The sequence below is a fragment of the Marinobacter confluentis genome (genome assembly GCF_004785685.1).
Classification (GTDB): Bacteria; Pseudomonadota; Gammaproteobacteria; order Pseudomonadales; family Oleiphilaceae; genus Marinobacter; species Marinobacter confluentis.
This window is the reverse complement of the sequence record NZ_SRPF01000001.1, coordinates 693,976-719,874: the sequence shown is the minus strand read 5'-3', so window position 1 is coordinate 719,874 and position 25,899 is coordinate 693,976. Positions and strand designations below refer to the sequence as shown.

The window sequence follows — 25,899 nt, the reverse complement described above, 5'->3', positions numbered from 1 at the left end:
CTTCACCTCTGTATTACCATGACTTCCACCCGGTCACCCTGGCGGTCCGGGCTCGGAATGACCACAGACGGCCCGGCGACAACCAAGGTCTGCTGGCTTTCGGGCACGCCGCTCTTCGCAAGAACCCGTGACAGCGAGCCGGCCGCTTTCTCCGCACGACTCATGGCGTCCTCGAACGATTCATTTTCTTTCAGTTCGCTGTAGGCCACCAGAACAACCCTGGCACCCTCCGCACCGGCCCAGTCGTTAACCAGCCGGCGATCCGTTGCGCTCCACTCAAAGCTGAAGGTAATGCTGCCTTCCCAGGGCACCAAAACCGGCCCCTTGATCCGGGCACTGCCAGCGCCCAGGCCGGGAATACTGGTTCCCGGTGGCGTCTCCAGTTGCTCAACCCAGACATATTCACGCTGGTTTCCCCGTGTCACGGTATAAACCAGCGTTAGCGAAGGCCTGCCGTTCTCGTCGATGGATCCAGCCACCAGGTAATCCTGGTTTTCATCACGGCCGTAAAGCGTTGACTGGCCAAAAATCTGGTTTGCCCAGACGTTACTGCGGCCACAGCCACGGCCGGAACACTCAAAAAGCACCTGCGCGCCTCTCGCCTGAAGCTGGCTCAGGTAATGATCCCGGGCCTCTTCCCGATTGGCTCCATCAAGAATGCGGAAAAGCTGGCCCTCACCTTTTACCGGCAGGCGCGCCAGCGAGGCTGAGCGTATCTCATTATTCACCTCCCGCACCGGGCTGAACAGCACCAGACGCCCGGGCGATGAAATCGAAACCGTTTCTTCAAGCACCGCATCCTCAAAAGGCTCCGGCGGCACCTGATTTGCCTGCGCAGCAGCGGACACCAGCGCCATGACCGCGAAGACACTTCGGAATACGGACCCTCGATAATCAACAGACATTGATAAATTCCCTCACTGCACTGGCAACTGGTTGAACATCACCGTCGAGATGACAATGGTGACCACCGGGAACGGTAACAAGTTCCAGGCCGGCGATTGCCTCGGCCCGGGCATTAATGCCCTCACGTTTGATCAGCAGGCCTTTCTCGGCCCGAATATACCGCGTTGGCGTTTTTACCTGACCCAGGCACCCGAGCACCTGCGCTTCATCCATCATGATCATCGACGGATGTCTGAGCTGGGGATCGGTGGACCACCCGTACCCACCGCGTATCTCACGCAGATTTCGCGGAATCAGGGTCATCGCCGCCTGACGGGAAAGCGGAATCATTCCTCCTTCCCGGGCCCTGGCTGCCTCCTCAATACTGGCGTAAGTGACCGGGTTTCCCGAGCCTGCAAGTCGTTTTGTGATGGCTTTTCGCATCTGCGGAATCACCTCCGCAGGTTCCCTGGTCAGAGGCCCCAGGCTGTCGATCAGAGCCAGCCTGCGAACGCGCTCCGGAAAGGCCGCGGCGTAAAACAACGCTATAATGCCGCCGAGGGAGTGCCCAACCAGGTCTGGCTGGCTTCCTCCCTCATGTTTCTGAAAATACGTTTCAATCAGCTCGGCCAGATCAGCGATGTAATCTGTCAGTGGATAGCCCTGCCCATGTGGCCGATGCCCGGACCGGCCATGCCCGGCCAGATCAATGGCATAGACATCACGATCGACGGCCAGCAAAGGCGCCAGTCTGGCAAACGACATGGCGTTATCCAGCCAGCCGTGGACCATGACTATCGGGGGTTCGGGGTTTTCAACGGCAGCCGGCCAGTGAAGGCCAGCAAGGGAAAGGTGCCGTAACGGCCAGGTCATCTCCTGCGGGAGAATCTCACAATCAGGTACGGGGCCCTGAGCAACATCATTCATTGAGGGCCTTACATTGTATGGGTGGGGCGATCAGAGCTCAGCGAACCGGCGAGGTAGGATTCAATTTTGGTGCGGGCAGTTTCGTCGTCGCCGTTGAACTGAACACCGATTCCGGCAGCGCGATTACCCTGGGCCCCTTTTGGCGTGATCCAGATAACCTTGCCGGCTACCGGGATTTTTTCAGCTTCGTCCATCAGGTTCAGCAGCAGAAATACTTCATCGCCCAGCTGGTACTGCTTCTGGGTTGGTATGAAAAGCCCGCCCTGGCGGATATAGGGCATGTACGCCGCATAGAGGACAGCCTTGTCTTTGATCGTCAGGGTGAGAATACCGCTGCGTGCACCAAAACCGGGGCCCATAGAAAACACCTGTGTTAAAACTGTCGATATTTCGCAATCATAGCAGCAGTTCCTGACCAGTGCCTAGAACAAGCCCGGGGCACCGAAATCCGTCAGCGCGCGCTCACCTGTTTTGTGACGGCACGCTTCACCGGCATCAGTCTCTGCCAGGCAATAAGCAACCGGCCCGCTTCCAGTTCCGGGCTGACGTTGTAAACGCCAGCGGAGCGGGATTCGTGAATCATTTCCAGCAGTTCGTGGGCGCGCCAGGCCGGGTTGTTGCGGGCCAGAAACCCGAGCATTTCCGCGGCCTCGCCATCCCGGGCTGCGCCGCCGGCGCAAAGCCGGGCTAGGTCTGCTGCCCAGCCTTCGAATAACCAGAGTGATGCCTCAAGGCCGAGCGCCTTGAACGGTCGCGCCGCCTCACCCACGGACACCTGCCCTTTCATGAACTGCCGAAACTGCTCAAGGGCGTCCTGACGCTGGGTCATGAAATCCCCGGTCAGATATTCCAGCGCCAGCCGGGGCGCATTGGCCGCCAGTGCCAGCGCCTGGTCACACTGCTGCGCCGTTGGTGGTGATTCCAGGCTCATCTGCTCCAGCTGCGCCTGCAGCCAGGCAGACGCCTGCCCCGCTGAAGGTGTGGCAATGGCCTGGGTCTGGCAGCGGGAACGTATGGTGGGGAGAATCGGACGTCCGGTTTCCTGAAGCAGTATCAGTACAAGATCAGACACCGGTTCTTCCAGGGTTTTCAGCAGAGCGTTGGCCGAATTGATATTCAACTGGTCGGCCCGGTCGATCAGGGCAACCTTACGACGTGCCACCTGGGGTGAGGCCACCGCAAATGCCGACAGCGCCCGAATCTGGTCAATACGGATCATCCGGCTTTTTTCCGGCGCATATCGGCGTATGTCCGGATGGGTTTGCGCTGACGTCAGCTCACACTGCTTGCAGCGACCGCAGCGCTCGCCTTTCGCCAGATCGGGCTGATCGCATACCAGCAGAGCCGCCAGCTGGTCCGCGAAGAAACGCTTTCCCACCCCCTGCTCACCTATCACCAGCAGCGCATGGGGCAGGCGGTTCTCTGCAAAGCTCTGGCGCAGCCTTTGCCAGGGGTCATGCAACCAGCTCATGGTTGTTACCGAAGTATCCAAGGATTCATTCCCGACCGGTTGACGATTTCGAACGTTTTACCTGCTTGTTCAGCGTGCCCAGCAGCCTTTTCATTCTACCAAGCTCTTCTCTGGCGCCGGGGCCGGACTTCCCAGCACCGGGCGCTCCGGAACTGCCCGCATAGTAATGCCTGTTCACCAATCGGGCAAAGGTCATGGCCGATGATGCCACCGCCGGTTGCGCCTGGGCCAGCCGCTGGGCTTGGCGCGAAGGGGTTTCGCCGTCACGCACCGGCACACCGGCCGCCTCGCAGATGCTGTGCCAACGGCCCAGGACCCGAGAAAATGCGTCCCTGCCGGAAAAGGAACGCCCTCTCAAGGCGGTAAACAGCCCGGCAAACAGCAGCGCACCGCCAATAACAGCCGCTGTCACATAGCCCAGTTCCCGCAGGCTGAAGCCACCCGGCAACCGTGACATGAGATCCATCTGGGACTGGCCCTGATACCCCACCACCCAGCGTTGCCATTGATAGTTGATCTTGTCCAGCTGCAAGGACGCCCACTGGATCATCGCCATATCCCCATACCGCTGGGGCGAAGTCCAGTTGTTTTCCAGGAACGAACCTTCTTCCTGCATGGCTTGCCGCAGACCGGACTCAATCCGCTCCGGCGCAATAGCCGCTGTCGGATCAAACCGGGTCCAGCCCTGCCCGGGTATCCAGGCCTCAACCCAGGCGTGGGCATCGTATTGGCGGACAATAAGATAGGCGTTGTCGGCGCCCGGCTCACCACCCTGATAACCAACCACCACCCGCGCCGGAATATCCGCCGCCCGCAGCAGGAACGTCATGGCACCGGCGTAATGGGCACAGAAGCCCCGTTTGGAATCGAACAGCAAAGCGTCAATGCCATTCTCCGGCATTTGCGGCGGTCGCAGGGTGTAAAAGTACTGCTGCTCACGGAACCGGCTCAGGATATTCAGCGCAAGCTCCTGTGGCCCCGAGGCCTGTTCCCGCAGAGACCGGGCCAACTCCCTGGCCCTTGGATTGCCATTCGCTGGCAATTGCAGATATTGCCGGGCATTGCCCAGAGCGGCACCAGTTTCTGCGGCCTGCGGCGCCAGCCCCATTCGGTAGCGCACCGCAGAGTCCGCCGGGCGGTCAAACCGGAACAGCCCGTTCTCATTTTTTTCAACGTTATCAGACACCGCAACCGACCCTTCAAGGGCGAAAGCCCAGGTCTGGTCAGTGGGCTCCAGCAAGACGTCGTACTCGTTTGGCTGGAGTTCGCCCACACCACCATCCACCGACACCCGGCCGGGGCGCCGGAAGCCATCGCCACGGCTCTGGCGCCAGGTCTCGCCATCCAGCGTGTCCAGGAACAGCCCCCGCCAATAGCGGTCGCGGTAGGCCGGAATCTCGTCGCCAAAGGTCACGCGGAAGGCCCGCTCATCGCTCTGGGCAAGGTTTGAAATATCCCCCGGCGTCATGCTGTCGCTGATACCGGTGCGCGCCTCTCCGGATACAAGGGGCACACTCCACAAGGGCGCCATGCGTGGGAAAAACACAAACAGCAGAACCACCACCGGAAGGGTTTTCACGAACATCAGGCCCAGCCGTTTCCAGCCTGACCGGACCGCGCCCGGGATTCCCGGCGCGTTCAGCACCTGAAGCCCTACAAACAGAACCAGAACACCGGTCAGGTTTATGACCGTCCAGTGGATTTCCTGGTGGAACAGGAAGTTGACGGTCGCCAGGTACACAAGAATGAACAACAACACATAGAAATCACGTACGGTGCGCGTTTCCAGCCATTTCAGCCCGACCGCCAGTACAAAAAACGACGACGCTGTTTCAACGGTAAACCGCCCCTGTACCGTGGCAATGTAGACCGCAACCAGCACCGCCATCAGACCGCTGCGTGACCACTTCCCCGGCAGTCTCAACCGGCCAAGCTGCGCCAGCCAGCGCCAGATCGCCAGAACAATGCAACTGACCATCAGCCAGACCGGAAGTCGATCCCACTGGGGAATCAGAAGCAGCGCAAAGCCACCCATCAACCAGGCCAGTGCAGTACCGGGAATCACGACCTTGCCTCCCGCGCTGAGCGGATGCCCGGCCCGAACGACGCATCCTGCGTACGGGTACCGAAAGCCAAGGGCTCACCTTCCCTGGGCTTCTCAAGTCCGAACACGGCCAGCGCCTTCAGGCAACGTGTGCCGTGGGCCCGGCCCTCGTCAGGGTCAATCCTCTGTCCCGGCAGGTTAAGGCCAAACGGCCGGTTGGTTTTCATCCGGTCCAGCACCTGGTAAGCCAGGTAGCTCAGGCGCAGTTCCTGATCAACGCCCCGGAACGCCTCATAATCCAGCCATTGCGGGCTTCCCTGTTCGCCCTCCCAGTCGGCAATGACCATTTCACCGGTGCGGGCAAAGCGTTTCCAGAGCACCCTCTGGCTCAGATCCCCTTCGCGCCAGGGACGGATATCCGCGTGATCATTGCCGTCGATGGAGCGGGCCTGGGACGTCTGCTCGCCATCCTGGACCGTGCTGGCAGATTCAGGCGCCGGGATCGGGTCGGGAAAGACAATGCCGGCGGATACCGGTCGCAGCCAGGACCAGGCCTTCAGCAGACCAAAAGGGAAACGGGTCTCCACGCGGATCCGGTCGGGGCGGAAATAGCCCCGCTCGAAAGGCACCAGGGCAAGGGACAGGTCTGCGGGTTCGCCCTTGAGCACATGCTGCTGGTCGATGCGGGTATCCTCACAGGAGAGTGACAGCGCCAGCGCGTCGTTGCCGCCGGCTTTGGCCCGAATACGAAACGGAATGGGGTCGCCGGGGAAACCCTCACCGCCACTGAGGACTGTCAGCTCTAGCCCGGCCAGATTGCGATGGGTCTGATGCATGGCGGCGACAAACACCGCTCCCAGGATAAAGGTCAGCAGGTAGATCAGACTGTTCTGATAATTGATGCCGGTGATCAGCATGATCAGTAACAGCAACCCGAAGATCACGCCAGCGCCCGTTGGCAGAATAAAGACATTACGCTGGCTGAGTATCTGATGGTCCCGCCGGGGGATCCGATGGTTTATCCAGCGCTGCCAGCGTTTTCTGATTCGGCTTCTCATAGGGCTCCCGGCCACAGGGTACTGATGGGTAATTCGCCGTGTTGCTCAATGATACTGTCTTTTCCCTGTAACTGATCACAAACCCGCAGGCCCGGGCTTGAATTCAGTAGGAAGCAGGCAAATACTAGCATCAGAGTCATTCCATGAACGACAGGGACTACATCATGACCAGGCCAGCTTTGCTTTCTACCGCACTTTCTACCGCGTCCATAAGCGCACTCGGATTGGGTGTGTTACTGGGCAACCAGGCATTGGCCGGCGTTCAGACACTGTCGTCAGACGAGATGGTCGATACCTACGTTCAGGATTCGGCTCTGATTCTGGTACACCCGGAGTCGGAACAGCAACAGCAGAACCGGGAGCGCATTCTGCGAACCCTGACCATCTCCCCCGGCGAGCCGGTGCTCACCGAAGCCGAAGAAGAGGCCTACCGTGAGGCCCTGGCAAAGCTTGAGCGTGAAGGTAAACTGGACGCACTGAAAAGCGCAGAGGAAGAGTTCCTGAGGCGGGCACTGGCGCTGCAGCAGGACGAACTGGCAAGAGCCCAGCCCCCGCAAGATTTCAGTCCGCAGATACAGCCCGTTATCTTCGGCCAGCAGGCGCAGATTCCGGATGAGCCATTTACCCAGAATTTCCTGAATAATCAGCTGGGCATCAATTTTGATGGCGAAAACCTGAACTTCGGTATCGGCCGCCCGCCGGGCATCGATAACATTCAGGTGCCAAGGGCGATTAACGAAGGCCCAGTGCGACTTATCCCAAGGCCGGGCGGCGGGTTTGATCTGTCCATCAAGGTTCCAGACCAGTAAGGTTGCTTGCTTCAGGGTGTCAGAGTGATAATGGTATCTGACACCTGAAGGTTATCCAGAGTCATTCTTCCCAGATCTCCCTGCCCTACCGACAGGTTCTGTACCCCAATATCCGCTGCAAACCCGGAAACACCAATGGCAATCGTGTCAGTGGGTGCGCCCTGCTCGCCCGCGCTCAGCGGATAAACCGTATACTCCGCTGCTGCAAAGCCCGCGCGAAGATCGTCCATCGGGGTGGTCGATCTCGCCCGCTGGCCGCCGGCCCAGGCCGGTATCTGGTCCGTCAGGTTCATATCATCCAGGCTATTACCCATAAAATCAGGGCTTTTGATATAACCACCCTGCAAACCGATGGTCCCCGGGGTATCACTGGATGACAGACTTTCAACGGTGAAAGCCGCGTAGTTGTAGACCGCGCTCCGGGCAAGGCCGGTCTCGGCGGCAGGAAGCACACTGTACTGGGACGTGCGCAACAGGCCCCAGCTCTGGATATCCGCGTAAATCCGGGTTCTGGGGCCCGGCTCACCATCACCCACGGAAACAGTACCGGTTGAAAACCCCCAGTCCATGGGCTGGCCACTCTGGGATTGCCACAGGATATCGAGGCCACCGTCTGTCGCTACATCAAAGGTCAGTCTGGCATCGTCAAAATTCTCGCCGTAACCTGCAGCGGCGCCGGCCGTGGTCACGCCAGCGCCGCCGGAGCGGATCTCTTCCGCCACGTATTTGCCGTCGTTCTCGTATCGAAACTCTTGCATGCTCATGCGACCACTGTAATCGATGGTCAGGCCACTCTGGCCGGTCACGGATGACAGCTCACCGTCGGTAATGGATTCCAGCTCCGCATAAACAGCCGGAGACATGCCAAGCGCAAATGTGACGGGAAGTATCTTCATGGTTGAGGGCATGGCAGCTCCAGGAATGCTTGGTTGTTCGTCTTTATGATTGTCTGGTCTTGACTGAAACAAAAAAGGCGCCCCAAACGGGCTGGGACGCCTTTTCTCAGGTTACTTGCGTATCCTGTTTTACGGCTGTTCGTGACCGTAGACATCCATGGTGGCAGTAACTGCCAGGTCAGTCATGTAAACACTACCGATTGACGGTGATGTACCGAAGGTAATGTTTGTCAGGTCAAGATCACCTGAGAAATCAGTTACGTTAACACCCAGGCCGTTGGTTGACGGGTTAATGTCAACTTGAGCGTGCGCAAAGCTGGTAGCGCCGCCGCCAACGATAGCGGTGCTAGCACCACGACGGTTGTGCAGTTCGAACCCGAGAGTCGTGTTCATGAACGGCATGTTCAGCGAACCAGACGCGTTGAAGAACGCGTTGATGTTCATGTTCTGAGTGTCAGCGTCAACAACGATGTCGACCGGACCGATAGCGCCACCGATGGCCAGGTTCGAAACCAGAACCGTGCCTTTGCCAGCAGAACCAGCGAAGTCACCCAGGTCAGAAGCGTTAGCTTCAGCGTTCAGGGAGATTTCGCCAATGGTCAGACCGAAGTCAACCGGAGTACCGGACTGAGAGCGCAGACCGATGAGCAGGTCACCGTCGCCAAGTGCATAATCGGTGGAGTTCACGCTGGCCATATCAGCGCCAAGTGCGGTCATGTAACCGGTCGCCTGAGCAGCGACACCAAGATCGGTGCCAGGATTCTCCCCAACAACGTCGATGGTCAGCCGGATATCATCCAGGCTGTTGGTGCCTGTACCGCCAACAAGGCCGGAACCGCCGAGAGTTACGCCGGACAGCGCCAGGAAACCGCCGTCTTTGTATGCGATTTCACCAACGGATACGTTGGCTTCCAGATCAATGGTTACACCGGCCTGGCCGGTTACAGAACCCATGTCTGCGTCATTCAGTGCGGTCATTTCAGCGTTTGCTGCGAATGGCGCCAGGGCCACGGCAGAACACAATGCAATCTTTTTCAGGCCTTTCATGTAATTCTCCTTGAAGGATCTTTCTATTTTTGTTTGCGGCTTTCTCCAAACCGCAGATTCAGTGTCCCAGAGGCCCTAATCCTTTTCTGAGATTTTGCGCACACAATCTGACGTAATTCATACAAACTGTAACAATTTGAACTGAAGCACATTTATTGACGAAAAGCGGCACAAGGCATCATTGCGCTGCAATGTTTTCGTTAGGCTCAACAAACACCTTCGGCTCGAACTGCTGCCTCGCGGAGCTGGTAAACTCGATACCGTCCCCGCCCTGCTCATACTCCGTTGCAATCACTTCCGCATAGCCATTCAGATATTCCAGTTCGATATTAATCTGAGGTGTCACCTCACCATCAGCGTTCCTCTGGTACTGGTAGATCACGGCAGAGCCAAGAATCCGACCAGTCTGAGCCTGGGTATTGAGCGCTCGTCTGATGGCATTCAACACCAGAATCGGGTTGAGCCCGTCAGTGCTTTCCCCGGGCTTCACCGCCCAGACAAAGTTGACCTCGCCGTCCTGAAAAAGGCCGGCACCGAACGGCGCAAATTCACCGTAGGTATCCATAAGAGATTTCGCTTTCTTCAGTGCCTGGGCGGCCAGGTACTTGGTGTTGGCCTGCGCCTCTTCCTTAACCTCTTCGGGTGACGGCACTTCCTGGGATTCTGCACCCTGCGCAAAGGCTGCACTGCCGCCGAAGCTGAAAAGTGCACCGGTGAATAGCATGGCGGATAAGGTTCTGTTCAGTGGCATTGCGTAACCTCTTTTGTGTCAGGATTTTCCCGGAACTGGACCCGAAGCGATGGTATTGGGGTAAAATTGCCAGTCCTTCAGGTTTGGCCTTTTCGGCAGGGCTGTCATTAGAGCAAGTGGCCAAGCAGTCAGACAACGGCGTTTTTGTGGCCGAATTATCATTCTTTCTATTTTTCGAGGGTAAATTGGGCACTTCTGCGTACAAACTGATCGACCAGGCCACTTACACTCAACTTCTGACCCACGCCTCGGCAGAGTCAGATTTCGTGTATCTGGGCAGTGTTGGCGGTGGTGAAAACCGGGGAGCCCATACCGCATTCTCAGCGCTGGCAGCCGATCAGCTAACTCTCGCCTCCGGAACAGAACCCCTGGCGTCAGCGGCTATTGCCGAAAAGCTTGAATCAGCGCTCGAGCCCTATCGCGAGCCGGCAGCCAGCATACTGCCCTGCCTCACTGGCGGGTGGATTGGCTTCATCAGCTATGAACTTGGCTACGACACCGAACCTAAGCTGCACCGGCTGCGCCGGGATATTCCCGCGCCACTTCTGTGTGCCGGGCTATACCTCTGGTTGGCCAGCCACAATCGCAGCACCGGAGAATACTATCTCTGGGTTCACCCGAAGTGTGCCGCCGAAACCCGGTCCCGGCTGGACCACTGGCTGACAACACCGTGTTCGGGCGATGCCCAGCCCTGGAAAATCCTTCACCCCTTCCGTGCCAGGCAATCTGCTCCAGAATTCAGAGCCAGCGTTGAACAAGTCCGGAGCTACATCACCGCCGGGGATTGCTACCAGGCAAACCTGTCCCAGGACTTTACAGCCACCTGTTCCGGCGACCCCTGGCAGGCTTTCAAAGCCCTGTCAGACGCCAACCCCACAGCCCACAGCGCCTTCATTCGGGCGGGACGTCAGGCCGTGTTGTCGGTATCCCCGGAAAGGTTCCTGAAAATCGCCGGCAACACCGTCACCACCAGCCCCATCAAGGGCACACGCCAGCGAGGCGCCACGCCTGAAGAAGACGTAAAGCTGGCCGACGAACTGATGGCATCCGAAAAAGACCGCGCCGAAAACCTGATGATTGTGGACCTGTTGAGAAACGACCTGAGCAGGAACGCCACCAATGGCACTGTGGAAGTGGATCGGTTATTTGAACTGGAGTCCTACCGCAACGTGCACCACCTGGTCAGCCATATCCGCTGCGAACTGGCACCCGGTGTTACACCCATGAAAGCCCTGCTGGACGCCTTCCCCGGCGGTTCCATCACCGGCGCCCCGAAAATCCGCGCCATGGAGATCATCCGCGAATTGGAACCTCACGACCGGGGTCCTTACTGCGGGTCTGTTTTCTTCCGGGGATTGGACGATTCACTGGAGAGCAATATCGCCATTCGAACACTATTCTGCGATGGAGAGGGCAAGATTCACTGCTGTGGCGGGGGTGGCGTGGTGTCTGATTCAGACCCGGAAAGCGAATACCAGGAAACCCTGACAAAAGTTAAACCTTTGATGGACTACCTTGAGGGTATAGGTAGCCAGTAAGCGGAGTGACCTTTCCAGAAACGTGCGGAGCCATGGGTGAAGAGCGATAGCTCTTCACGGCCAGGCCAAGGACGGCCTGGCCTGGACCTCAGCGCGACGCAGGAGCAATAAGCGCTGAGGGCGGAGCCCAAGCGTACATGGACGTATTTACAGCGTGTTCTGGAAGGATCTCTTCGCTCGCTGGCGTTCACCCAACAGAGTGAACGGCGCTAGCCTTAAGAAACTCCTGCTTAAGCTCGTCAAACGTATGCACCGCCGGAAACTGCGGGAACTCTGCAATCACGTTTTCCGGCGCGTGGAACAGAATACCGGCTTCCGCCTGCTTGAGCATGGTGGTGTCATTGTAGGAATCACCGGCAGCAATCACCCGGTAATTCAGCAACTGGAACGCCCGCACGGACTGGCGCTTTGGATCCCGCTGACGCAGCAAATAATCAGTAATCTGGCCGGTGTCACTCACCTCCAGCTTGTGGCACAGCAGCGCTGGATAGCCCAGCTTCTTCATCAGCGGCATGGCAAACTCGTAAAAGGTGTCGGAAAGGATCACCACCTGAAACCGCTCGCGCAGCCAGTCCAGAAACTCTTTCGCGCCCGGCAACGGGTCCAGCTCGCCAATGACTTCCTGAATCTGTGGCAGCCCGAAACCATGCTGGTCCAGAAGTTTCAGCCGTTGCTGCATCAGCACATCGTAATCCGGAATATCGCGGGTCGTCGCCTTGAGCTCCTCAATACCGGTTTTCTCTGCAAACGCAATCCATATCTCGGGGATCAGTACGCCCTCAAGGTCAAGGCAAGCCAGTTCCACGGTATTCTCCTGTTCTGGTGAAGTCGGTTTGGTAACGCGGGAACGCCATGATAAGAAAAACCGATGACGAATGCACCGTTGACCATGCCGCTATAAGGTTATACGCCAGGATTCCTTCAGACCCGAACCGGTTAATGGTAGATTAACCGCCCATTTATTCGCGCAGGTCAGTGATTCAATGACGGACATCGCAAAGCTTAAAGACGATCTGGACGGCCAGAGCCCCCGGGCCATCCTCAAGGCCGCCTTCGAGCAATTCGATAATATCGCCATCTCGTTCAGCGGCGCCGAAGACGTGGCCCTGATCGAACTGGCCCACAAGCTTACCGACAACCTGCAGGTATTTTCCCTGGATACCGGCCGCCTGCATCCTGAAACCTATGAGTTCTTCGAAAAAGTTCGCAACCATTACGGCATCAACATCCAGTTTCTGTTTCCGGATGCCGGGGAAGTGGAAGACCTGGTCAGCCGCAAAGGCATGTTCAGTTTCTTCGAGGATGGCCACTCCGAATGCTGCGGCATCCGCAAGGTCAATCCCCTGCGGCGCAAGCTGCAGACGGTGGACGCCTGGATCACCGGGCAGAGAAAAGACCAGAGCCCGGGCACCCGTAACGAAGTGCCGGTAGTGCAGATTGACGAAGCCTTTTCCACCGCTGACAGACAACTGGTGAAATTCAACCCGTTGGCGAACTGGACCTCGAAAGACGTCTGGGATTACATCCGGATGAGCGAATTGCCCTACAACGAGTTGCACGCCAAAGGCTTTGTAAGCATCGGGTGCCAGCCCTGCACTCGCCCTGTTTTACCGGGACAGCATGAACGTGAAGGCCGCTGGTGGTGGGAAGAGGCTACCCAGAAGGAATGCGGACTCCACGCCGGCAACCTGATCGCCCACGACTAGCCGTCAGTAGGTGGGCAGTTCAACGTCGGAAAACAGTTCCTGGATTTCCGACCGGCTGCCCTGATGGCTGACCGCTTCATCGACCCGATCCCGGGTCAGGTGCGGCGCAAACCGCTCGATGAAGTCATACATATAGCCCCTCAGGAAGGTGCCCTTGCGGAACCCGATGCGGGTAACGCTGGGGCTGAACAGCTTTCTGGCGTCCAGGGCGACCAGATCGCTGTCTGCAGACGCATCAAACGCCATGCTGGCAATGATGCCCACGCCCAGACCCAGCCGAACATAGGTCTTGATAACGTCGGCGTCTGCGGCGGTAAACACCACTTTCGGGATCAGCCCCTTCGCCTGAAACGCCTCGTCCAGCTTTGAGCGGCCGGTAAAGCCGAAGACATAGGTGACCAGCGGGAATTTGGCCAGTTCGGTCAGGGTCAGCTCTGATGCCTGTGCCAGCGGGTGGTTACGCGGCACGATCACGCTGCGGTTCCAGCGGTAGCAGGGCATCATGATCAGATCGTTGAACAGCTCCATGGCTTCTGTGGCAATGGCAAAGTCGACCGCGCCATTGGCCGCCATTTCTGAAATCTGCATGGGCGTTCCCTGGTGCATATGCAGGGAAACGTCGGGAAACGCCTCGATAAACCCGCTGATGATGGGCGGAAGCGCATAACGGGCCTGGGTGTGGGTGGTGGCGATACTCAGGTCGCCTTTGCGCTGGTTGCTGAATTCCTGGGCAATCTTCTTGATACCCTCGACCCGGCGCAGAATCTCACCCGCTTCACGGATGATGATTTCGCCGCCCGGGGTGATACGGGTCAGATGCTTACCACTGCGGGCAAACACCTCCAGGCCCAGTTCATCTTCCAGTAACCGGATCTGCTTGGAAATACCCGGCTGCGACGTAAACAGGCTCTGGGCGGTCGCCGAAACATTGAGATCGTGGTGAGCCACTTCCCAGATATACCGCAACTGTTGTAGTTTCATTACCTGTCTCGCTCCTGTCGCTACTGACGCTCCCGCTGCTTCCCGGGGGCACTGCCCACTTGAACAGGGATGCTACGCATAAAAGCTGCGGTTTTCATTCTTTAAAAGTATACCGGTCGCCTTTTTTGACAGTTTAGCGCAAAACCTGAAAAGCGCATTCCCGGCGCCCGGCCTTGACTTACCTGTGACAAAGCACACAATCCCGTATCGAAACCCTTAACCGGCATTCAGGGACCCGATGCTTCTTACCACCAAATTTCTCAGGCCCTCGGCAGACCCACGCTCAGTGATCCGCCCGCGCCTGTCCTCCTTGCTGGAAGCCTCCGCTGCCAAACGTCTGAACCTGGTGATTGCGCCCGCCGGCTTCGGCAAAACCACACTGGTTTGCCAATGGTGTGCCCAGAGCACCAGGCCAACGGCCTGGCTGTCACTGGATGAACACGATAACGAGCCTCGCCGGTTCTGGCAGTATGTCATTGGCGCGTTTGAAGCCAACGGCCTGACAGGGCTGGAGGAGTGCCGCCAGCAGCTTGCCCAATGCCGGCTGGAAGAACTGGAGGGCCCGATCACCGCCCTGATCAACACCCTCACCACTGACCTCACGAGTGACCTTTCGAATGAACAGTCCGCCTGGTCACTGGTTCTGGACGACTATCATTTTATTCAGGACACCAGAATCCAGCGCCAGATGTCCTATTTTCTGGACTATCTGCCCCCGGGCGTTCTGGTTACTCTGGCATCACGCACTGAACCCGCCCTACCCCTGGCCCGCTGGCGGGTCCGGCGATGGGTTGAAGACATTCACCCGGGGTTGCTGGCATTCTCCGAAGAGGAATGCCGCCACTTCTTCCGGGACACCATGGGACTGGCCCTGAGTGAATCGGACATTCGCCGGGTCTGCGCCAGAACCGAGGGCTGGGTCGCGGCCATGCAGTTATCGGCGCTGTCCGGCAGTCCGGTCGACTCCACCAGGGCCGGCGGCGCCGGCGACCAGCATCAGCTTGATATCGACGAACGGCGGATCAGTGATTATGTGCTGTCAGAGGTTCTCGAACAGCAACCAGAGCCAATCCGGCGCTTTCTTCTGGACACTGCCTTCTGTCCGCGACTGTGCGCGTCGCTTTGCGACGCGGTCCGGGGCGCCTCCGACAGCCAGGTTCTGCTGGAACAGTTGCTTCGTGAAAACCTGTTCCTGATTCCCCTGGATACCCGCAATGAATGGTTTCGCTATCACGACCTGTTCCGTGAGGCACTTCTCCAACGCGCCGGGCAACTGGCACCGGAAAACGCGGAGCAGAAATGGCAGCGCGTGGTTCACTGGCTCCTTGATCACGGTCACGTTCAGGAGGCCATCGGCCAGATTGTTCAGCACCGGGACTGGCCCTGGCTGGCGCAGGTTCTGTCCGAGCATGGCAACAACCTGATCCACTCCGGCTTTCACTTGCAGGTGCTGGACTGGCTCGATGCCTTGCCCGCACCAACCATGTCCGCAAGCCCCCAGCTATTGATGCTTCAGGTGTGGGCGCTGTTTTTTGCCAATCGGGTAGAGATGCTGGCGCCCCTGCTGTCCGAACTCGAAGACATGCTGGACCGCCAGGTTGCCGACTCCCACCCGGACGCCGAAGGCGCGCTGGGCCTGCAAAGCGAAATATCGCTGATCCGGTCTTACCTGGCGCGCTCCCGCAGCGATGATAAAAGCGCCAGCGACCTGACGCAGCAGGTGCTCAAGGACATTGACCACACCCGCATTCCGCTGAAATCGGTCACCTACTACGGCCTGGGGCTGGACTGTTACGGCAAGGGTGAACTGGCAGACGCCGAGGAAGCCTTGAAATCGTCAGTGCGTTACGGCGAGGTAGAGCGCAAACCCAGCACAGTGCTCTCAAGCGGGGGGCTGCTGGCGTGGATACAATACAACAGGGGCGATATCGATACCGCCCTTGAAACCTGCACCAGCGTTCGCCAGTGGGTGGACCAGCACCACAGCGACCCACGCCAGCCCATGCTGATTTCCTGCTGGCAGAACAGCGCCCTGACGGAAATCTATCGGGAACGCAATCAACCACAACTGGCGGCCTCCTACCTGGCCCCGCTGCTGGACCATGTGGAGAACGGCACCGAGCCAGGCCAGCACGTGATTATCCAGTTTGTACGCGGACACCTGGCGTTCAGCGAAGGCCGTTACCAGGACGCGATCGAGGTTCTTGAGGATGCGGCCAGTGTCGCCCGGCGCAAACGGGCGAATATCCTGTTCGAACCGCCGGCCTGTTCTGCGTTGCTCGCTCGCTGCTACCTGGCGACCGGCCATGTTGAAAAAGCCGCAGACTGGGTCGAACAAATCACTTCAGAAACCTTCACTAACCCGTTGAATCGGGAGCAAAATCAGATCAGCGTTGCGAGGGTTCAGGTCGCAATGGGTCAGCCGGCGGCAGCCACAGCGACTCTGGTCCCCCTGCGCCTGAGCGCGGAAAAAGACCAGCACTACCGGCACCTGGCGGAAATCCAGCTGGTGTACAGCGAAGCTCTGGCCGCCGAAGGCAAGCACAAGGAAGCCCGGCAGATGCTCACTCTGGCCCTGCAACGGGCAGCCGAGGCGGGCTTCATGCGCCTGTTGGCAGAGGAAAGCCCGACCCTACGGCGGATGTGTCTTGAACTGCCGGTTCTGCAGGCACCCGGAGTCTGGAACCAAAAGGTTCTGGAGATGCTCAGGGCCCAGCCGGAACCGTCTGAAGCCGTCGCCGATGTCGGGCTGGCAAATGCCGGAACACCAGGCAACGAAAACGCCCAATTGCCGGAACCCCTGAGCCAGCGGGAAATCCAGGTGCTTGAACTGATCAACCAGGGGCTGGCCAACAAGGACATCGCATCAACCATGGGCGTAGCCCCCACAACCGTCAAAGCGCACATCCGTAACCTGTATGGCAAACTGGCGGTTGGCTCCCGCACCGAGGCGCTGGCGAAGGCGCGGGCACTGGGCCTGTTGACCTAGGCGCCATTACAGAGACTGAATAAAATGTGACGCGGATCACACTTTTCCCCGATTTTTCAGACCCTCTACGCCCTTTGGACGATCCGTATACGCCCCCTCCTCCTCTATTATTCATCCATCGCTGAGGGAAACCTCAGTAAGAATTCTGAAATTCAGGCCTTCAGACTTCTTGACTTGCGTTTTTCGACGCCCGGGTTCAGTAAGAACCCTCTTGCCCGGAGCCACCCCGATGGGGCTGGCTCCTTTTTTATGCTTCAAATAAACCTATGGTTCGATAATTCGCCGGAACGGCGGCAGCGCATCCAGCAACAGCTGACCGTAGCGGCGGGCAATAATTCGGCGGTCCAGAATCGTCACCCTTCCAGTATCCGACTCTTTTCTCAGCAGGCGGCCAACCGCCTGGACCAGCTTGATGGAGGCGTCCGGCACGGTGATTTCCATAAATGGATTGCCACCGCGCAGTGTCACCCACTCCGCCAGGCTCGCTTCAATCGGGTCGTCGGGCACGGAAAATGGCAGGCGGGTAATCACTACATGGCTAAGATAGTGCCCGGGCAGGTCAATGCCCTCGGCAAAACTGGCCACGCCAAACAGCACGCTGGGCTCGCCTTCATCCACACGGGCGCAGTGGCGGCGTAATACCTCGCCTTTGGCCATGTCGTCCTGGGTGGTGATCAGCCCCGGGTATTCCGGTGACAGGCGCTCGTGGACCTGCTTCATCTGGCGGCGGGAGGTGAACAGCACAAGCGTTGCTTTCTCGCCGGCCCACAAGTCCGGCAGGCGTTCTACCAGAGCCTCGGTAAACCCATCGTCCGTGGGCATGACTTTGAGCGCCGGCACTTCCACCGTCGCCATTTCCTGATAACGGAATGAACTGGGCACCACCACAAACCGGCTTTCGTCCGGCAGGCCTGCGCGGCTTTTCAGGCGGTCGAACCGGCCCAGTGCGGTCAGGGTAGCGCTGGTCAGTACCGCGCCAAAGGCACGGGACCAGAGGCGGGTATAGAGCAGATTGTCGGCCAGGACCGGGCTGCTGTAGAAAGTGATGTCTTCAGCATGCTCCCAGCGCTGACGAATGGCCCAGCGCGCCGGCGGTGGGCCGGAGGTTTTGCCGTTATCACACCAGGCGGTCCAGAGTCGGAACTGGTCTTCCGACCGGCTATGGAAAGAGCCGATCACCGGGTACCAGGCTTCCGCCGTGTCCCGGTCTATCTCGCTTTCCTTGCGTTCGTCAAAGGCGGTCTGAAGCTCATCAACCATTGCCCCCAACTGGCGAACCAGTGCGGCTGTTGCAATCCGTGACGACTCAGCCAGTTCGGCCAGAGCTTCGGGCAGTTCACCTTCCGGATACCGCCACTGGGCAGAACGTCGCTCTTCATTGAATTCCCAGCCGGTATTCTGCTCTGCCTCGGCATAGATATCCGCCAGGGTAAGGTCCAGATCACGGGACGCGGTGCTGATCTTGTCGATACTTTTCGCAGCGGTGGTTCCCGGGCTGAAATACGGCTGCATCTTGCCCAGCGCCTGGGAAAGCTGCTTCAGCCACTGTCGGGTTGAATTCAGGGGCACGGAGGCGGCGAAATGATTCAGCGCCTTTTCCGGCAGGTGGTGCGCCTCGTCAAACACAAACAGCGCGTTTTCCGGCTCCGGCAGTATGGCACCGCCGCCCAGAGCCAGGTCCGCCAGCACCAGGTCATGATTGGCGACGATGATGTCGGCATCGTCCAGGTCCTTGCGGGCATCGAAAAAGGCACAGCTGTCGAAATAGGAGCAGTGTCGGTTGGTACACTGCCGGTGATCGGTGGTGACCTGGCGCCAGATGTCGTCAGGAATCTGGTCGGGCCAGTGGTCCCGGTCGCCGTCCCACTTGCGGGCGCCGTAGCTGGCCAGCATATCTTCGAAAAACGCCCGGGTACCCGGTTCCTGTTTGCCCGGCTCGTCCATCAGGAATAGGGGCATGGTATCGCTGTCGCCGTTGCCTTCATCGTGCAGCCGGGCTTCCAGGCGGGACATGCACAGATAGCGGCCCCTGCCCTTGGCCAGGGTCCAGTTGAAATCCATCTTGCTGTGTTTATGCAGGTCCGGCAGGTCCTTGTTGACGATCTGATCCTGAAGCGCCACCGTCGCCGTGGAAATCACCAGGGTCTTGCCCAGGGCTTTTGCCACGGGAATGGCGGAGATCAGATAAGCCAGGGTTTTGCCGGTACCCGTTCCGGCCTCCACCACACAGGCGGAAGGCGCGGAGGTGCGCTGGCCGTCGTCGGAGGTAATGGCGCCCATGTACCGGGCTATTTCAGCAATCATCAGGCGCTGGCCGTAACGGGCCTTGATGTCCTTGCCGGCCAGCACATCACGGTAAGCCTGCTGAATGATCTGTTTGGTGTCGTCGGTCAGCGCCATATCAGTCAGGGCTCACCCAGTCACGCACGATGCCTACCCGGAAAGCACGGCCATTCTTGCTCAGCACCACCCCTTCTTCGGTAATGCGTTCAACGCGAATGCCGGCAAAGGTATCTCCGGGTTTCAGGTAGTTATTATTAATCATGACGCGACGGGAAGACGGTTCTGAGGCATATATATGACTATTGAAGACCAGGTCAGGAATGGATTTCTGGAACGCCAGCGGCATTTCCACCAGATGCGGTACAGTCGCTGTTGAGCCCACCGATGATTCGACCGGGCCACTCTGGCTATTGCGTGACGGCACAATGATCGTTGGGCGCTCCTCGGCCGTCTGTTCAGAAACCGGCTCTGGCTCGGCGCTGGCTTCAGGTTCCTGCCGGGCTTCAGAGATAGCTTCCGGCTCAGCAGGCTTCACGGGTTCGACTGGTTCGACAGCCCCCACAGATTCCTCAGGCTCATCCAGTAATTCGGGCTCCAGGGCGGTTTTTTCAACCACCGGTGATGACTCGGGCCAGAACAGATACGCAAACACCGCCGCGTTGAGCAAAAGGCCGGCACCAACCCAGACAACCAGCACGGAGGATTTTTTCCGGGGCTTGTGAATCAACTGTACCTGCTGGCCCAGATCCGGAACCCGGCCCTGACGGCGCTCGGTTTCTGATTTTCGCAGTGCATCCAGGATGTAGGACATATCAGCCGGCCCCCGCCTGATCATTCAGACGCTCGGGTTGGTCCAGGCGAGGCACTGGTGTTTGCAGGTCATTGTTCATCTGGATCAGGGTCATGGCCCCGGCAATGCCGTCAACGGTGAGCCCTTTCCTGGACTGGTACCAACGCACCTGCTCACCAGAATCCATACGCACGACCTGGTCTTCCTCCGCTCTGTCTTCCGCGAGCTGCCCGGCCAATTCCATCAGCCGGGCGCTGAGCCAGACCTGTTCGTCAACCGGGTTCTCCCCACGGCCATTACCAGGCAGCGCTTCATAGGGCGGCAATTCCCAGAGTACCGTGAACTGTCCGTGCCAGAAGGGTTCGATGCTGTCGAAAGCCACCTGCTGTTTGCCATCAACGCCTACAATAACCGCGTTCTTGCCTGACAGGGATCTGAGCACAAGGTATCCGGCCTGTCCCGCATCGTCCCGCAGATGGAGAATGGCCGGGCGATTGAGAAAAAGCAGACCCTGGCGCGACATTCGTGTTTCCAGACATCGCAGGCCCTGGGTTTCGGCAAAATCGCAGGCAATGGGCGCCTGGGACGTCTCATACTCCCGGCCCCAGACCCCGAACAGATGTTCAAAAGCCCTGCCCAGGGTTGGCAGCCGGTTATCAAAGCTGAAATCGGCGACCACTGGCTCGGCGGGGCTTGCCGGGGCAGCAGGCCCATTTTCGTTGCTATCCACAGGCTCCACACGCTCAACGGTACCCATAAAATTCTCGTTGCCGACCACCGTGACAGGTTCCTGACCAGCCAGTTGGCCATCAGACCCATCGACGCCTACACCGGCCCATTGTAGGCTCAGCAATACCGCAAGCACGGCACTGGCCGCCACCGACCCAACCAGTAACCACCGGGTCGACTTGCCCCGGGAACCCGTCGCCCCCCGACCATTGACTTCAAGCGCGGCCTTTCGAATCAGACCCGGGGTGATGTGGTGTTCACCCTGGGCGTAAGCACCAAGCAGGGCCCGGTCGCAGATCAGGTTGATCAGCCTGGGGATGCCCTGGGAGTGGCGGTAAAGGGCTCTCAACGCGCTTTCGCTGAAAATCTCACCCCGCAGGCCCGCCACTGCCAGGCGGTAACGAACGTAGGCATCGATTTCCCGTCTTTCCAGACCTTCAAGGTGGTAACGGGCGGTCACCCGCTGGTTGAGCTGGCGAAGCTGGGGTAAGGCCAGCATGTCCTGAAGCTCCGGCTGGCCCAGCAGTACAATCTGCAGCAGTTTCTTTTCCGCCGTCTCCAGATTCGTCAGCAGGCGCAACTGCTCCAGAACCGCCGCGGACAGATTCTGGGCCTCATCAATCATCAATACCTTGTGACGGCCTGCCGCATAGGCTTCCAGCAGATCATCATTGATCAGGCTCACCAGTTCCTTTATGGAAGCCGCGGGGGCGTGGGCAATTTCCAGCTCGTCACAGATGGCCGACAGCAACTCTCGGGCGGACAGCCTTGGGTTCAGCACCAGGGCGATATCCACGTGATCAGGCACGTTTTCGATGAAGCAGCGGCTGACCGTGGTTTTTCCGGTACCCACTTCACCGGTGATCACGATAAACCCGCCCTGCCCCTGTACCCCGTACATCAGATGGGCAAGCGCTTCTTTATGACGCTCACTCAGGTAGAGGTATCGAGGGTCCGGAGAAATCGAGAAAGGCGGCTCGCGAAAGCCGAAAAAGTCGTAATACATCTCAGGACATTCCGGGTTCGGACTGGCTTATCAGGCGCAATTCAGCCGTTGGCCGGCCCTGTTGACTTTTCAGACGGCGGATGCAGCGCTCCAGGGTTTTCGAGATCCGGGCGTGAGAGCGGATCATGGAAATTTTCGGCCAGGTGGCCCTTTCGCCCTGCAGGATCATTTCCTTGACCCAGGCCGGGTCCGGGTTTGCCAGCATCCGGCGATAGTCTTTCAGGCGATAGGAGGGCGCGATGGTAACGTCACCGGAATACCGCTGTCCAAGAATCGAGTGCATCTGGCCGGACATCTGTCTGAGCACTTCCGGCCTGACCCGCTTACGCAGGTAATCGAACAGGCCCTGGCCATGAAACTGGACTTCGGCCTTGAGCAGGTGCATGGGAATATTGCTGAGTTTCAGTTTTTCATCCCGGCCCCGGCTGTTCAGGAAAGGCACAACGTGGGGGTTGGTCTGGCTGACAATGGTAAAGTTCACATCGTAGAGGTGCATCAGGCGCTCAATCGGCAGATCACTGACCACCGAACCATCAACGAATCTCAGCCGCGACATATAGGGCAGTACGTTGCCGGCAATGTCTTTCTTCATCAACGTAACCGGCGGGAATATCCCTGGAACGGCGGCACTGGCCAGCACCGCACTCCACACCAACAGGTAGGGCGAGGTATAGCCGCACAGCAACCGGGCCTGCTGATGCGCCTGAACGGGCGACACGCTGACATTGATCGACCGGCCCGACCGCTGGAACGCTTCTTCAAAGGTGTACTCGCCAATATTCGACCGCAGACACTCTTTCAGGGTCTGCTGGTCCATCAGGCCATCGCCGCGCACCGCGCTGAGAAGCCCCCGCCACTTCCAGGCATTCAGATTATGGGTTTCCGGCACCAGCATCTCGGGAATTTCGGCATCGCTGTGAACGCCCAGAATACCGGCGATGATGGCCCCGATGCTGGAACCGGCAACGACCTGGGGCAGCAGCCCTTTTTCCCAGAGCGCCTTTATCACGCCAAAATGGAAGATGCCAAGGGACGCCCCGCCACTGAGCAGCAGCGCCGGGCGGCCAAAGCTGGTCAGGGTATCGCGGAAAAACTGGAGCTTGTCCGGGCCCGGAAAGTTCGGATCGGGAGTGTCGCAGAGATAGTCCAGGGATTCGCACACCTGGGTAATGTATTCTTCAATCAGGTGTTTGGTGCCCACCCGTGAGCGGGCATAAAGCGCGGCATTCCCCATATTGCCCAGGTCATGGTGCAGACCTTCGCGCAGGGCGCGCTTGAGCCTGTCCATGTCATTCTGCTGCCGATAGTGCCTAAGGTTACTCAGCCGATCGTAGACCAGCTCGTAATGATAGAGGTCAGAGGCAAAATCTTCCTTCCAGTCAACGTTGCCTTCCAGAAAATCGAGTTCAAGAGCGGCTGCTTTCCACGCTTCGTAATTCGGCGCCTCGGCCAGCATCTTGCGGAATTTCCGTATTCTGCCATCTGCCATTGCAACAACCTCGGTTAAAAGTCCTCTAGCATGAGATCTTCGTCGTCATCACTGGCGAACGGGTCATTGGTGGTTCGTCCATCATTGATCAGATAGGCCCGGCGCTGCAGGTAGGCATTGCGAACGAATATGTATTCGTCGCCGGAAATGAAACCCTCGGCCGGAATCAGGTCAGCGCGCTTGTCCACCACCTGAAGCACCCTTGCCGCATAGACTTCCGGCTCCTCGGCAAGATCCCAGAAGGATGGTAAAAGGAGGTTGTCGGTCATGAAACCACCAAAATCCCGGGGGTTGGACGGCCCCATGAACGGTAGCATCAGATAGGGCCCTGACCCCACCCCCCAGTAACCCAGGGTCTGGCCAAAATCCTCCGGGCGTTCAGGAAGATCAAATGCGGTCGCCACATCAAACAACCCGCCCAGACCAAAGATGGTGTTGTAGGTGAACCGTCCCGTTGCCACCACCGCTGATTCAGGCTTTAGCTGGAGCAGGCTGTTCGCCAGGTTGCGGATCTCGGTCAGGTTATTGAAGAAATTGGTCACAGCCCGATCAGCCACCGGCGGCATGAAGGTGCGGTAGGTTTTTGCTACCGGGCGCAGGAACCAGTCGTCGATCACTTCATTAAATCGGTAGACTTTGCGGTTCCAGTCTTCGTAGGGGTCGCGCTCGGCCGCTGCCCTGTCATCCATGTCCTGCTGCGAAGACTCGTTGTAGGGCTGAACATTCTGGGCAAGCCCGGCAACGGGGCTGAAGAATAATATGATGAAGACCCAGAGCGCTCTGTGTCGGTGACCTGCTTGATTCATTCGTTGACCTGAATTTGTTAATTTCACGTGGTTCTGACAAGAATACCGACACTCGACTAGACCGAACATCCCGCAACAGGAGTAAAACGATGTCCGTTCCCGGAAATCTGGTAAGCACGCTGTCCATGCCACTAAGGTGGGGAGATATGGATGCTTACGGCCACGCCAATAATACGGTTTATTTCCGCTTTTTCGAAGAGGCCCGGATTACATGGCTGGCATCTCTTGAACTGGGGGCGGAAAGCGAGCCGGACGGCCCGGTAATCATCAAGACCAGCGCGACCTTTCTGAAAGAGCTCAGCCACCCTGCCACCGTTGAGGTTCGAACATACGCGGACAAGGCCGGCAATACCAGTCTTGACACTTACCATACGCTCGTAGACGCGTACTCCGGCGCATTATACGCAGAAGGCTATGCAAAAATCGTCTGGTTTGACCGGAAAAACAGAACCTCTGCGCCTCTGCCGGACACACTCAGAGCCCTCGCCGCCTCAGAAAACTGAAAGCGGCTAAAAGCTACGGCGTCGCAAGGCAGGAATCAGCGGCGCCGGATCACCACGCTGCCAATCGAATACCCAGCACCAAAGGAGCAGATCACGCCCAGTTCGCCGCTGCTGAAATCCGCTTTGTTCTTATGGAAGGCGATGATGGAACCGGCAGAGCTGGTGTTGGCATACTCATCCAGAATCACCGGCGCCTCTTCCGTGGTTGCGTCCCTGCCGAGCACCTTGCGGGCGATCAGCTGGTTCATGTTGAGATTGGCCTGGTGCAACCACATACGTTTGAGTTCTGAAGCATCCAGCGACAGGGAGCCGAGTTGCTTGAGGATGGTCTCTGCCACCAGCGGTGACACCTCCTTGAACACTTTGCGCCCCTGCTGCACAAACAGCTTGTCGGGTTTGTTCACGCCGGACTTGTCGGCACGGTTCAGGAAACCGAAGTTGTTGCGAATGGCATTGGAGAACTTTGTTTTCAGGCTGGTTCCTTGAATTTCGAAGCCCTGCCCCGCCGTTACATTCTCCTCACGCTCAACCAGGATAGCGGTGCACGCATCACCAAAAATGAAATGGCTGTCGCGATCACGGAAGTTCAGGTGCCCTGAACAGATTTCCGGGCTGACCACCAGGACAGCCCGGGCAGAGCCATTCTCAACGGCGTTCTGTGCCGCCTGCAGGCCAAAGGTGGCGGAACTGCAGGCCACGTTCATGTCATAGGCAAAGCCTTCGATTCCCAGGGCATCCTGCACTTCCACAGACACCGCGGGATAGGCTCGCTGAAGATTCGAACAGGCGACAATCAGTGCATCCACATCTGCGGCGGTTTTGCCGGCCTGCTTCAGGGCCTCGTTACAGGCGGCGATCGCCATTTCGCACTGCACGGACGGCTCGTCGTTCGGGCGATCAGGAATATTCGGGCACATCCGCTCTGGGTCTAGAATGCCCTCCTTATCGATGACATGGCGGCTTTTGATACCGGAAGCCTTTTCGATGAACGCTGAAGACGAGGGCTGAAGTGCCTCACGCTCGCCTTTGGCAATTTCATCGGCGTGCTCTGAATTGTGGCGCTCTACATAGGCGTTGAAAGCGCTGACCAGTTCATCGTTGCTGATGGTCGCTGGCGGAGTGTAGAGCCCGGTTCCGCTGATGACGGCTTTTATCACGCTAACCCCTCGTCAAATTTAATGAAAAAGACAC

Annotated in this window: 22 protein-coding genes; 5 read left to right on the top strand and 17 right to left on the bottom strand. The window is 58.4% G+C overall.

Features of this window, described 5'->3' with window-relative positions:
• Positions 1-2 precede the first annotated feature (2 nt).
• The 6 genes from E5Q11_RS03335 to E5Q11_RS03310 all read right to left on the bottom strand — a co-directional run bounded on the left by E5Q11_RS03335 (position 3) and on the right by E5Q11_RS03310 (position 6,385).
• On the bottom strand, positions 3-905 hold the full coding sequence (locus tag E5Q11_RS03335) for a DUF4892 domain-containing protein (protein WP_225314953.1): 903 nt from the start codon (positions 903-905) through the stop codon (positions 3-5).
• On the bottom strand, positions 895-1,758 hold the full coding sequence (locus E5Q11_RS03330) for an alpha/beta fold hydrolase (protein ID WP_225314954.1): 864 nt from the start codon (positions 1,756-1,758) through the stop codon (positions 895-897). The genes E5Q11_RS03335 and E5Q11_RS03330 overlap by 11 nt, the downstream gene beginning before the upstream one ends.
• 62 nt (positions 1,759-1,820) lie before the next feature.
• Positions 1,821-2,171, bottom strand: coding sequence for a PilZ domain-containing protein (locus E5Q11_RS03325; RefSeq protein WP_135801961.1), 351 nt, complete (start codon positions 2,169-2,171; stop codon positions 1,821-1,823).
• A gap of 92 nt (positions 2,172-2,263) precedes the next feature.
• Positions 2,264-3,283 (bottom strand): DNA polymerase III subunit delta', encoded by a 1,020-nt coding sequence (gene holB, locus E5Q11_RS03320; RefSeq protein ID WP_135801960.1) that lies wholly within the window; start codon positions 3,281-3,283, stop codon positions 2,264-2,266.
• Between the two features lie 25 nt (positions 3,284-3,308).
• Positions 3,309-5,318: a transglutaminase TgpA family protein gene (locus E5Q11_RS03315; RefSeq protein WP_135802418.1), complete on the bottom strand. Its 2,010-nt coding sequence runs from the start codon at positions 5,316-5,318 to the stop codon at positions 3,309-3,311.
• Between the two features lie 26 nt (positions 5,319-5,344).
• The gene (locus E5Q11_RS03310; protein ID WP_135801959.1) at positions 5,345-6,385 is read right to left on the bottom strand and encodes a DUF58 domain-containing protein; all 1,041 of its coding nucleotides are present in this window, start codon (positions 6,383-6,385) and stop codon (positions 5,345-5,347) included.
• A 143-nt stretch (positions 6,386-6,528) separates the two neighbouring features.
• Here E5Q11_RS03310 and E5Q11_RS03305 point away from each other — a divergent pair, with 143 nt between their 5' ends.
• Positions 6,529-7,194, top strand: a complete 666-nt coding sequence (locus E5Q11_RS03305; protein WP_225314955.1) for a hypothetical protein — start codon at positions 6,529-6,531, stop codon at positions 7,192-7,194.
• Between the two features lie 11 nt (positions 7,195-7,205).
• Here E5Q11_RS03305 and E5Q11_RS03300 read toward each other — a convergent pair whose 3' ends face one another.
• The 3 genes from E5Q11_RS03300 to E5Q11_RS03290 all read right to left on the bottom strand — a co-directional run bounded on the left by E5Q11_RS03300 (position 7,206) and on the right by E5Q11_RS03290 (position 9,888).
• Positions 7,206-8,102: a DUF6160 family protein gene (locus E5Q11_RS03300; protein ID WP_135801957.1), complete on the bottom strand. Its 897-nt coding sequence runs from the start codon at positions 8,100-8,102 to the stop codon at positions 7,206-7,208.
• A 117-nt stretch (positions 8,103-8,219) separates the two neighbouring features.
• Positions 8,220-9,137 carry a DUF6160 family protein gene (locus E5Q11_RS03295; RefSeq protein ID WP_135801956.1) on the bottom strand — a complete coding sequence of 306 codons (918 nt, stop codon included), beginning with the start codon at positions 9,135-9,137 and terminating at the stop codon, positions 8,220-8,222.
• 178 nt (positions 9,138-9,315) lie between these two features.
• Positions 9,316-9,888 (bottom strand): hypothetical protein, encoded by a 573-nt coding sequence (locus E5Q11_RS03290; RefSeq protein ID WP_135801955.1) that lies wholly within the window; start codon positions 9,886-9,888, stop codon positions 9,316-9,318.
• A gap of 185 nt (positions 9,889-10,073) precedes the next feature.
• On the opposite strand from E5Q11_RS03290, the gene pabB reads away from it, so the two are divergent.
• Positions 10,074-11,426 carry an aminodeoxychorismate synthase component I gene (pabB, locus tag E5Q11_RS03285; RefSeq protein ID WP_135801954.1) on the top strand — a complete coding sequence of 451 codons (1,353 nt, stop codon included), beginning with the start codon at positions 10,074-10,076 and terminating at the stop codon, positions 11,424-11,426.
• A gap of 187 nt (positions 11,427-11,613) precedes the next feature.
• Here pabB and thrH read toward each other — a convergent pair whose 3' ends face one another.
• Entirely contained in the window at positions 11,614-12,231 is a 618-nt protein-coding gene (gene thrH, locus E5Q11_RS03280; protein WP_135801953.1) for a bifunctional phosphoserine phosphatase/homoserine phosphotransferase ThrH, read from the bottom strand.
• A 178-nt stretch (positions 12,232-12,409) separates the two neighbouring features.
• Here thrH and E5Q11_RS03275 point away from each other — a divergent pair, with 178 nt between their 5' ends.
• Entirely contained in the window at positions 12,410-13,132 is a 723-nt protein-coding gene (locus E5Q11_RS03275; protein WP_135801952.1) for a phosphoadenylyl-sulfate reductase, read from the top strand.
• 3 nt (positions 13,133-13,135) lie between these two features.
• Here E5Q11_RS03275 and cysB read toward each other — a convergent pair whose 3' ends face one another.
• Positions 13,136-14,113 (bottom strand): HTH-type transcriptional regulator CysB, encoded by a 978-nt coding sequence (cysB, locus tag E5Q11_RS03270; protein WP_135801951.1) that lies wholly within the window; start codon positions 14,111-14,113, stop codon positions 13,136-13,138.
• Positions 14,114-14,351: 238 nt separating this feature from the next.
• On the opposite strand from cysB, the gene E5Q11_RS03265 reads away from it, so the two are divergent.
• The gene (locus E5Q11_RS03265) at positions 14,352-17,102 is read left to right on the top strand and encodes a LuxR C-terminal-related transcriptional regulator (RefSeq protein WP_135801950.1); all 2,751 of its coding nucleotides are present in this window, start codon (positions 14,352-14,354) and stop codon (positions 17,100-17,102) included.
• Between the two features lie 264 nt (positions 17,103-17,366).
• Here E5Q11_RS03265 and dinG read toward each other — a convergent pair whose 3' ends face one another.
• The 5 genes from dinG to E5Q11_RS03240 are packed head-to-tail and all read right to left on the bottom strand — an operon-like array spanning position 17,367 to position 24,088.
• A complete protein-coding gene (gene dinG, locus E5Q11_RS03260) occupies positions 17,367-19,502 on the bottom strand; it encodes an ATP-dependent DNA helicase DinG (protein WP_135801949.1) in 2,136 nt (711 codons plus the stop codon).
• Between the two features lies 1 nt (position 19,503).
• Positions 19,504-20,196, bottom strand: a complete 693-nt coding sequence (locus tag E5Q11_RS03255; RefSeq protein WP_135801948.1) for a general secretion pathway protein GspB — start codon at positions 20,194-20,196, stop codon at positions 19,504-19,506.
• Between the two features lies 1 nt (position 20,197).
• Complete coding sequence (locus tag E5Q11_RS03250; protein WP_135801947.1) at positions 20,198-21,910, bottom strand: ExeA family protein; 1,713 nt, start codon at positions 21,908-21,910, stop codon at positions 20,198-20,200.
• Position 21,911: 1 nt separating this feature from the next.
• On the bottom strand, positions 21,912-23,399 hold the full coding sequence (locus tag E5Q11_RS03245; protein ID WP_135801946.1) for a DUF3336 domain-containing protein: 1,488 nt from the start codon (positions 23,397-23,399) through the stop codon (positions 21,912-21,914).
• 14 nt (positions 23,400-23,413) lie between these two features.
• On the bottom strand, positions 23,414-24,088 hold the full coding sequence (locus E5Q11_RS03240; protein WP_225315004.1) for an MlaA family lipoprotein: 675 nt from the start codon (positions 24,086-24,088) through the stop codon (positions 23,414-23,416).
• 206 nt (positions 24,089-24,294) lie between these two features.
• Between E5Q11_RS03240 and E5Q11_RS03235 the strand changes: the two genes are divergently transcribed.
• The gene (locus E5Q11_RS03235) at positions 24,295-24,708 is read left to right on the top strand and encodes an acyl-CoA thioesterase (RefSeq protein WP_135801944.1); all 414 of its coding nucleotides are present in this window, start codon (positions 24,295-24,297) and stop codon (positions 24,706-24,708) included.
• Between the two features lie 35 nt (positions 24,709-24,743).
• On the opposite strand, the gene E5Q11_RS03230 is transcribed toward E5Q11_RS03235, so the two are convergent.
• Positions 24,744-25,865, bottom strand: a complete 1,122-nt coding sequence (locus tag E5Q11_RS03230; protein WP_135801943.1) for a beta-ketoacyl-ACP synthase III — start codon at positions 25,863-25,865, stop codon at positions 24,744-24,746.
• Positions 25,866-25,899 lie beyond the last annotated feature (34 nt).

Bases quoted from the DNA above. Each gene is read 5' to 3' on its own strand.
- E5Q11_RS03335 (WP_225314953.1), bottom strand. From the start codon at position 905: ATGTCTGTTGATTATCGAGGGTCCGTATTCCGAAGTGTCTTCGCGGTC.
- E5Q11_RS03330 (WP_225314954.1), bottom strand. From the start codon at position 1,758: ATGACCTGGCCGTTACGGCACCTTTCCCTTGCTGGCCTTCACTGGCCG.
- E5Q11_RS03325 (WP_135801961.1), bottom strand. From the start codon at position 2,171: ATGGGCCCCGGTTTTGGTGCACGCAGCGGTATTCTCACCCTGACGATC.
- holB (WP_135801960.1), bottom strand. From the start codon at position 3,283: ATGAGCTGGTTGCATGACCCCTGGCAAAGGCTGCGCCAGAGCTTTGCA.
- E5Q11_RS03315 (WP_135802418.1), bottom strand. From the start codon at position 5,318: ATGGGTGGCTTTGCGCTGCTTCTGATTCCCCAGTGGGATCGACTTCCG.
- E5Q11_RS03310 (WP_135801959.1), bottom strand. From the start codon at position 6,385: ATGAGAAGCCGAATCAGAAAACGCTGGCAGCGCTGGATAAACCATCGG.
- E5Q11_RS03305 (WP_225314955.1), top strand. From the start codon at position 6,529: ATGAACGACAGGGACTACATCATGACCAGGCCAGCTTTGCTTTCTACC.
- E5Q11_RS03300 (WP_135801957.1), bottom strand. From the start codon at position 8,102: ATGCCCTCAACCATGAAGATACTTCCCGTCACATTTGCGCTTGGCATG.
- E5Q11_RS03295 (WP_135801956.1), bottom strand. From the start codon at position 9,137: ATGAAAGGCCTGAAAAAGATTGCATTGTGTTCTGCCGTGGCCCTGGCG.
- E5Q11_RS03290 (WP_135801955.1), bottom strand. From the start codon at position 9,888: ATGCCACTGAACAGAACCTTATCCGCCATGCTATTCACCGGTGCACTT.
- E5Q11_RS03275 (WP_135801952.1), top strand. From the start codon at position 12,410: ATGACGGACATCGCAAAGCTTAAAGACGATCTGGACGGCCAGAGCCCC.
- cysB (WP_135801951.1), bottom strand. From the start codon at position 14,113: ATGAAACTACAACAGTTGCGGTATATCTGGGAAGTGGCTCACCACGAT.
- E5Q11_RS03265 (WP_135801950.1), top strand. From the start codon at position 14,352: ATGCTTCTTACCACCAAATTTCTCAGGCCCTCGGCAGACCCACGCTCA.
- dinG (WP_135801949.1), bottom strand. From the start codon at position 19,502: ATGGCGCTGACCGACGACACCAAACAGATCATTCAGCAGGCTTACCGT.
- E5Q11_RS03255 (WP_135801948.1), bottom strand. From the start codon at position 20,196: ATGTCCTACATCCTGGATGCACTGCGAAAATCAGAAACCGAGCGCCGT.
- E5Q11_RS03250 (WP_135801947.1), bottom strand. From the start codon at position 21,910: ATGTATTACGACTTTTTCGGCTTTCGCGAGCCGCCTTTCTCGATTTCT.
- E5Q11_RS03245 (WP_135801946.1), bottom strand. From the start codon at position 23,399: ATGGCAGATGGCAGAATACGGAAATTCCGCAAGATGCTGGCCGAGGCG.
- E5Q11_RS03240 (WP_225315004.1), bottom strand. From the start codon at position 24,088: ATGGATGACAGGGCAGCGGCCGAGCGCGACCCCTACGAAGACTGGAAC.
- E5Q11_RS03235 (WP_135801944.1), top strand. From the start codon at position 24,295: ATGTCCGTTCCCGGAAATCTGGTAAGCACGCTGTCCATGCCACTAAGG.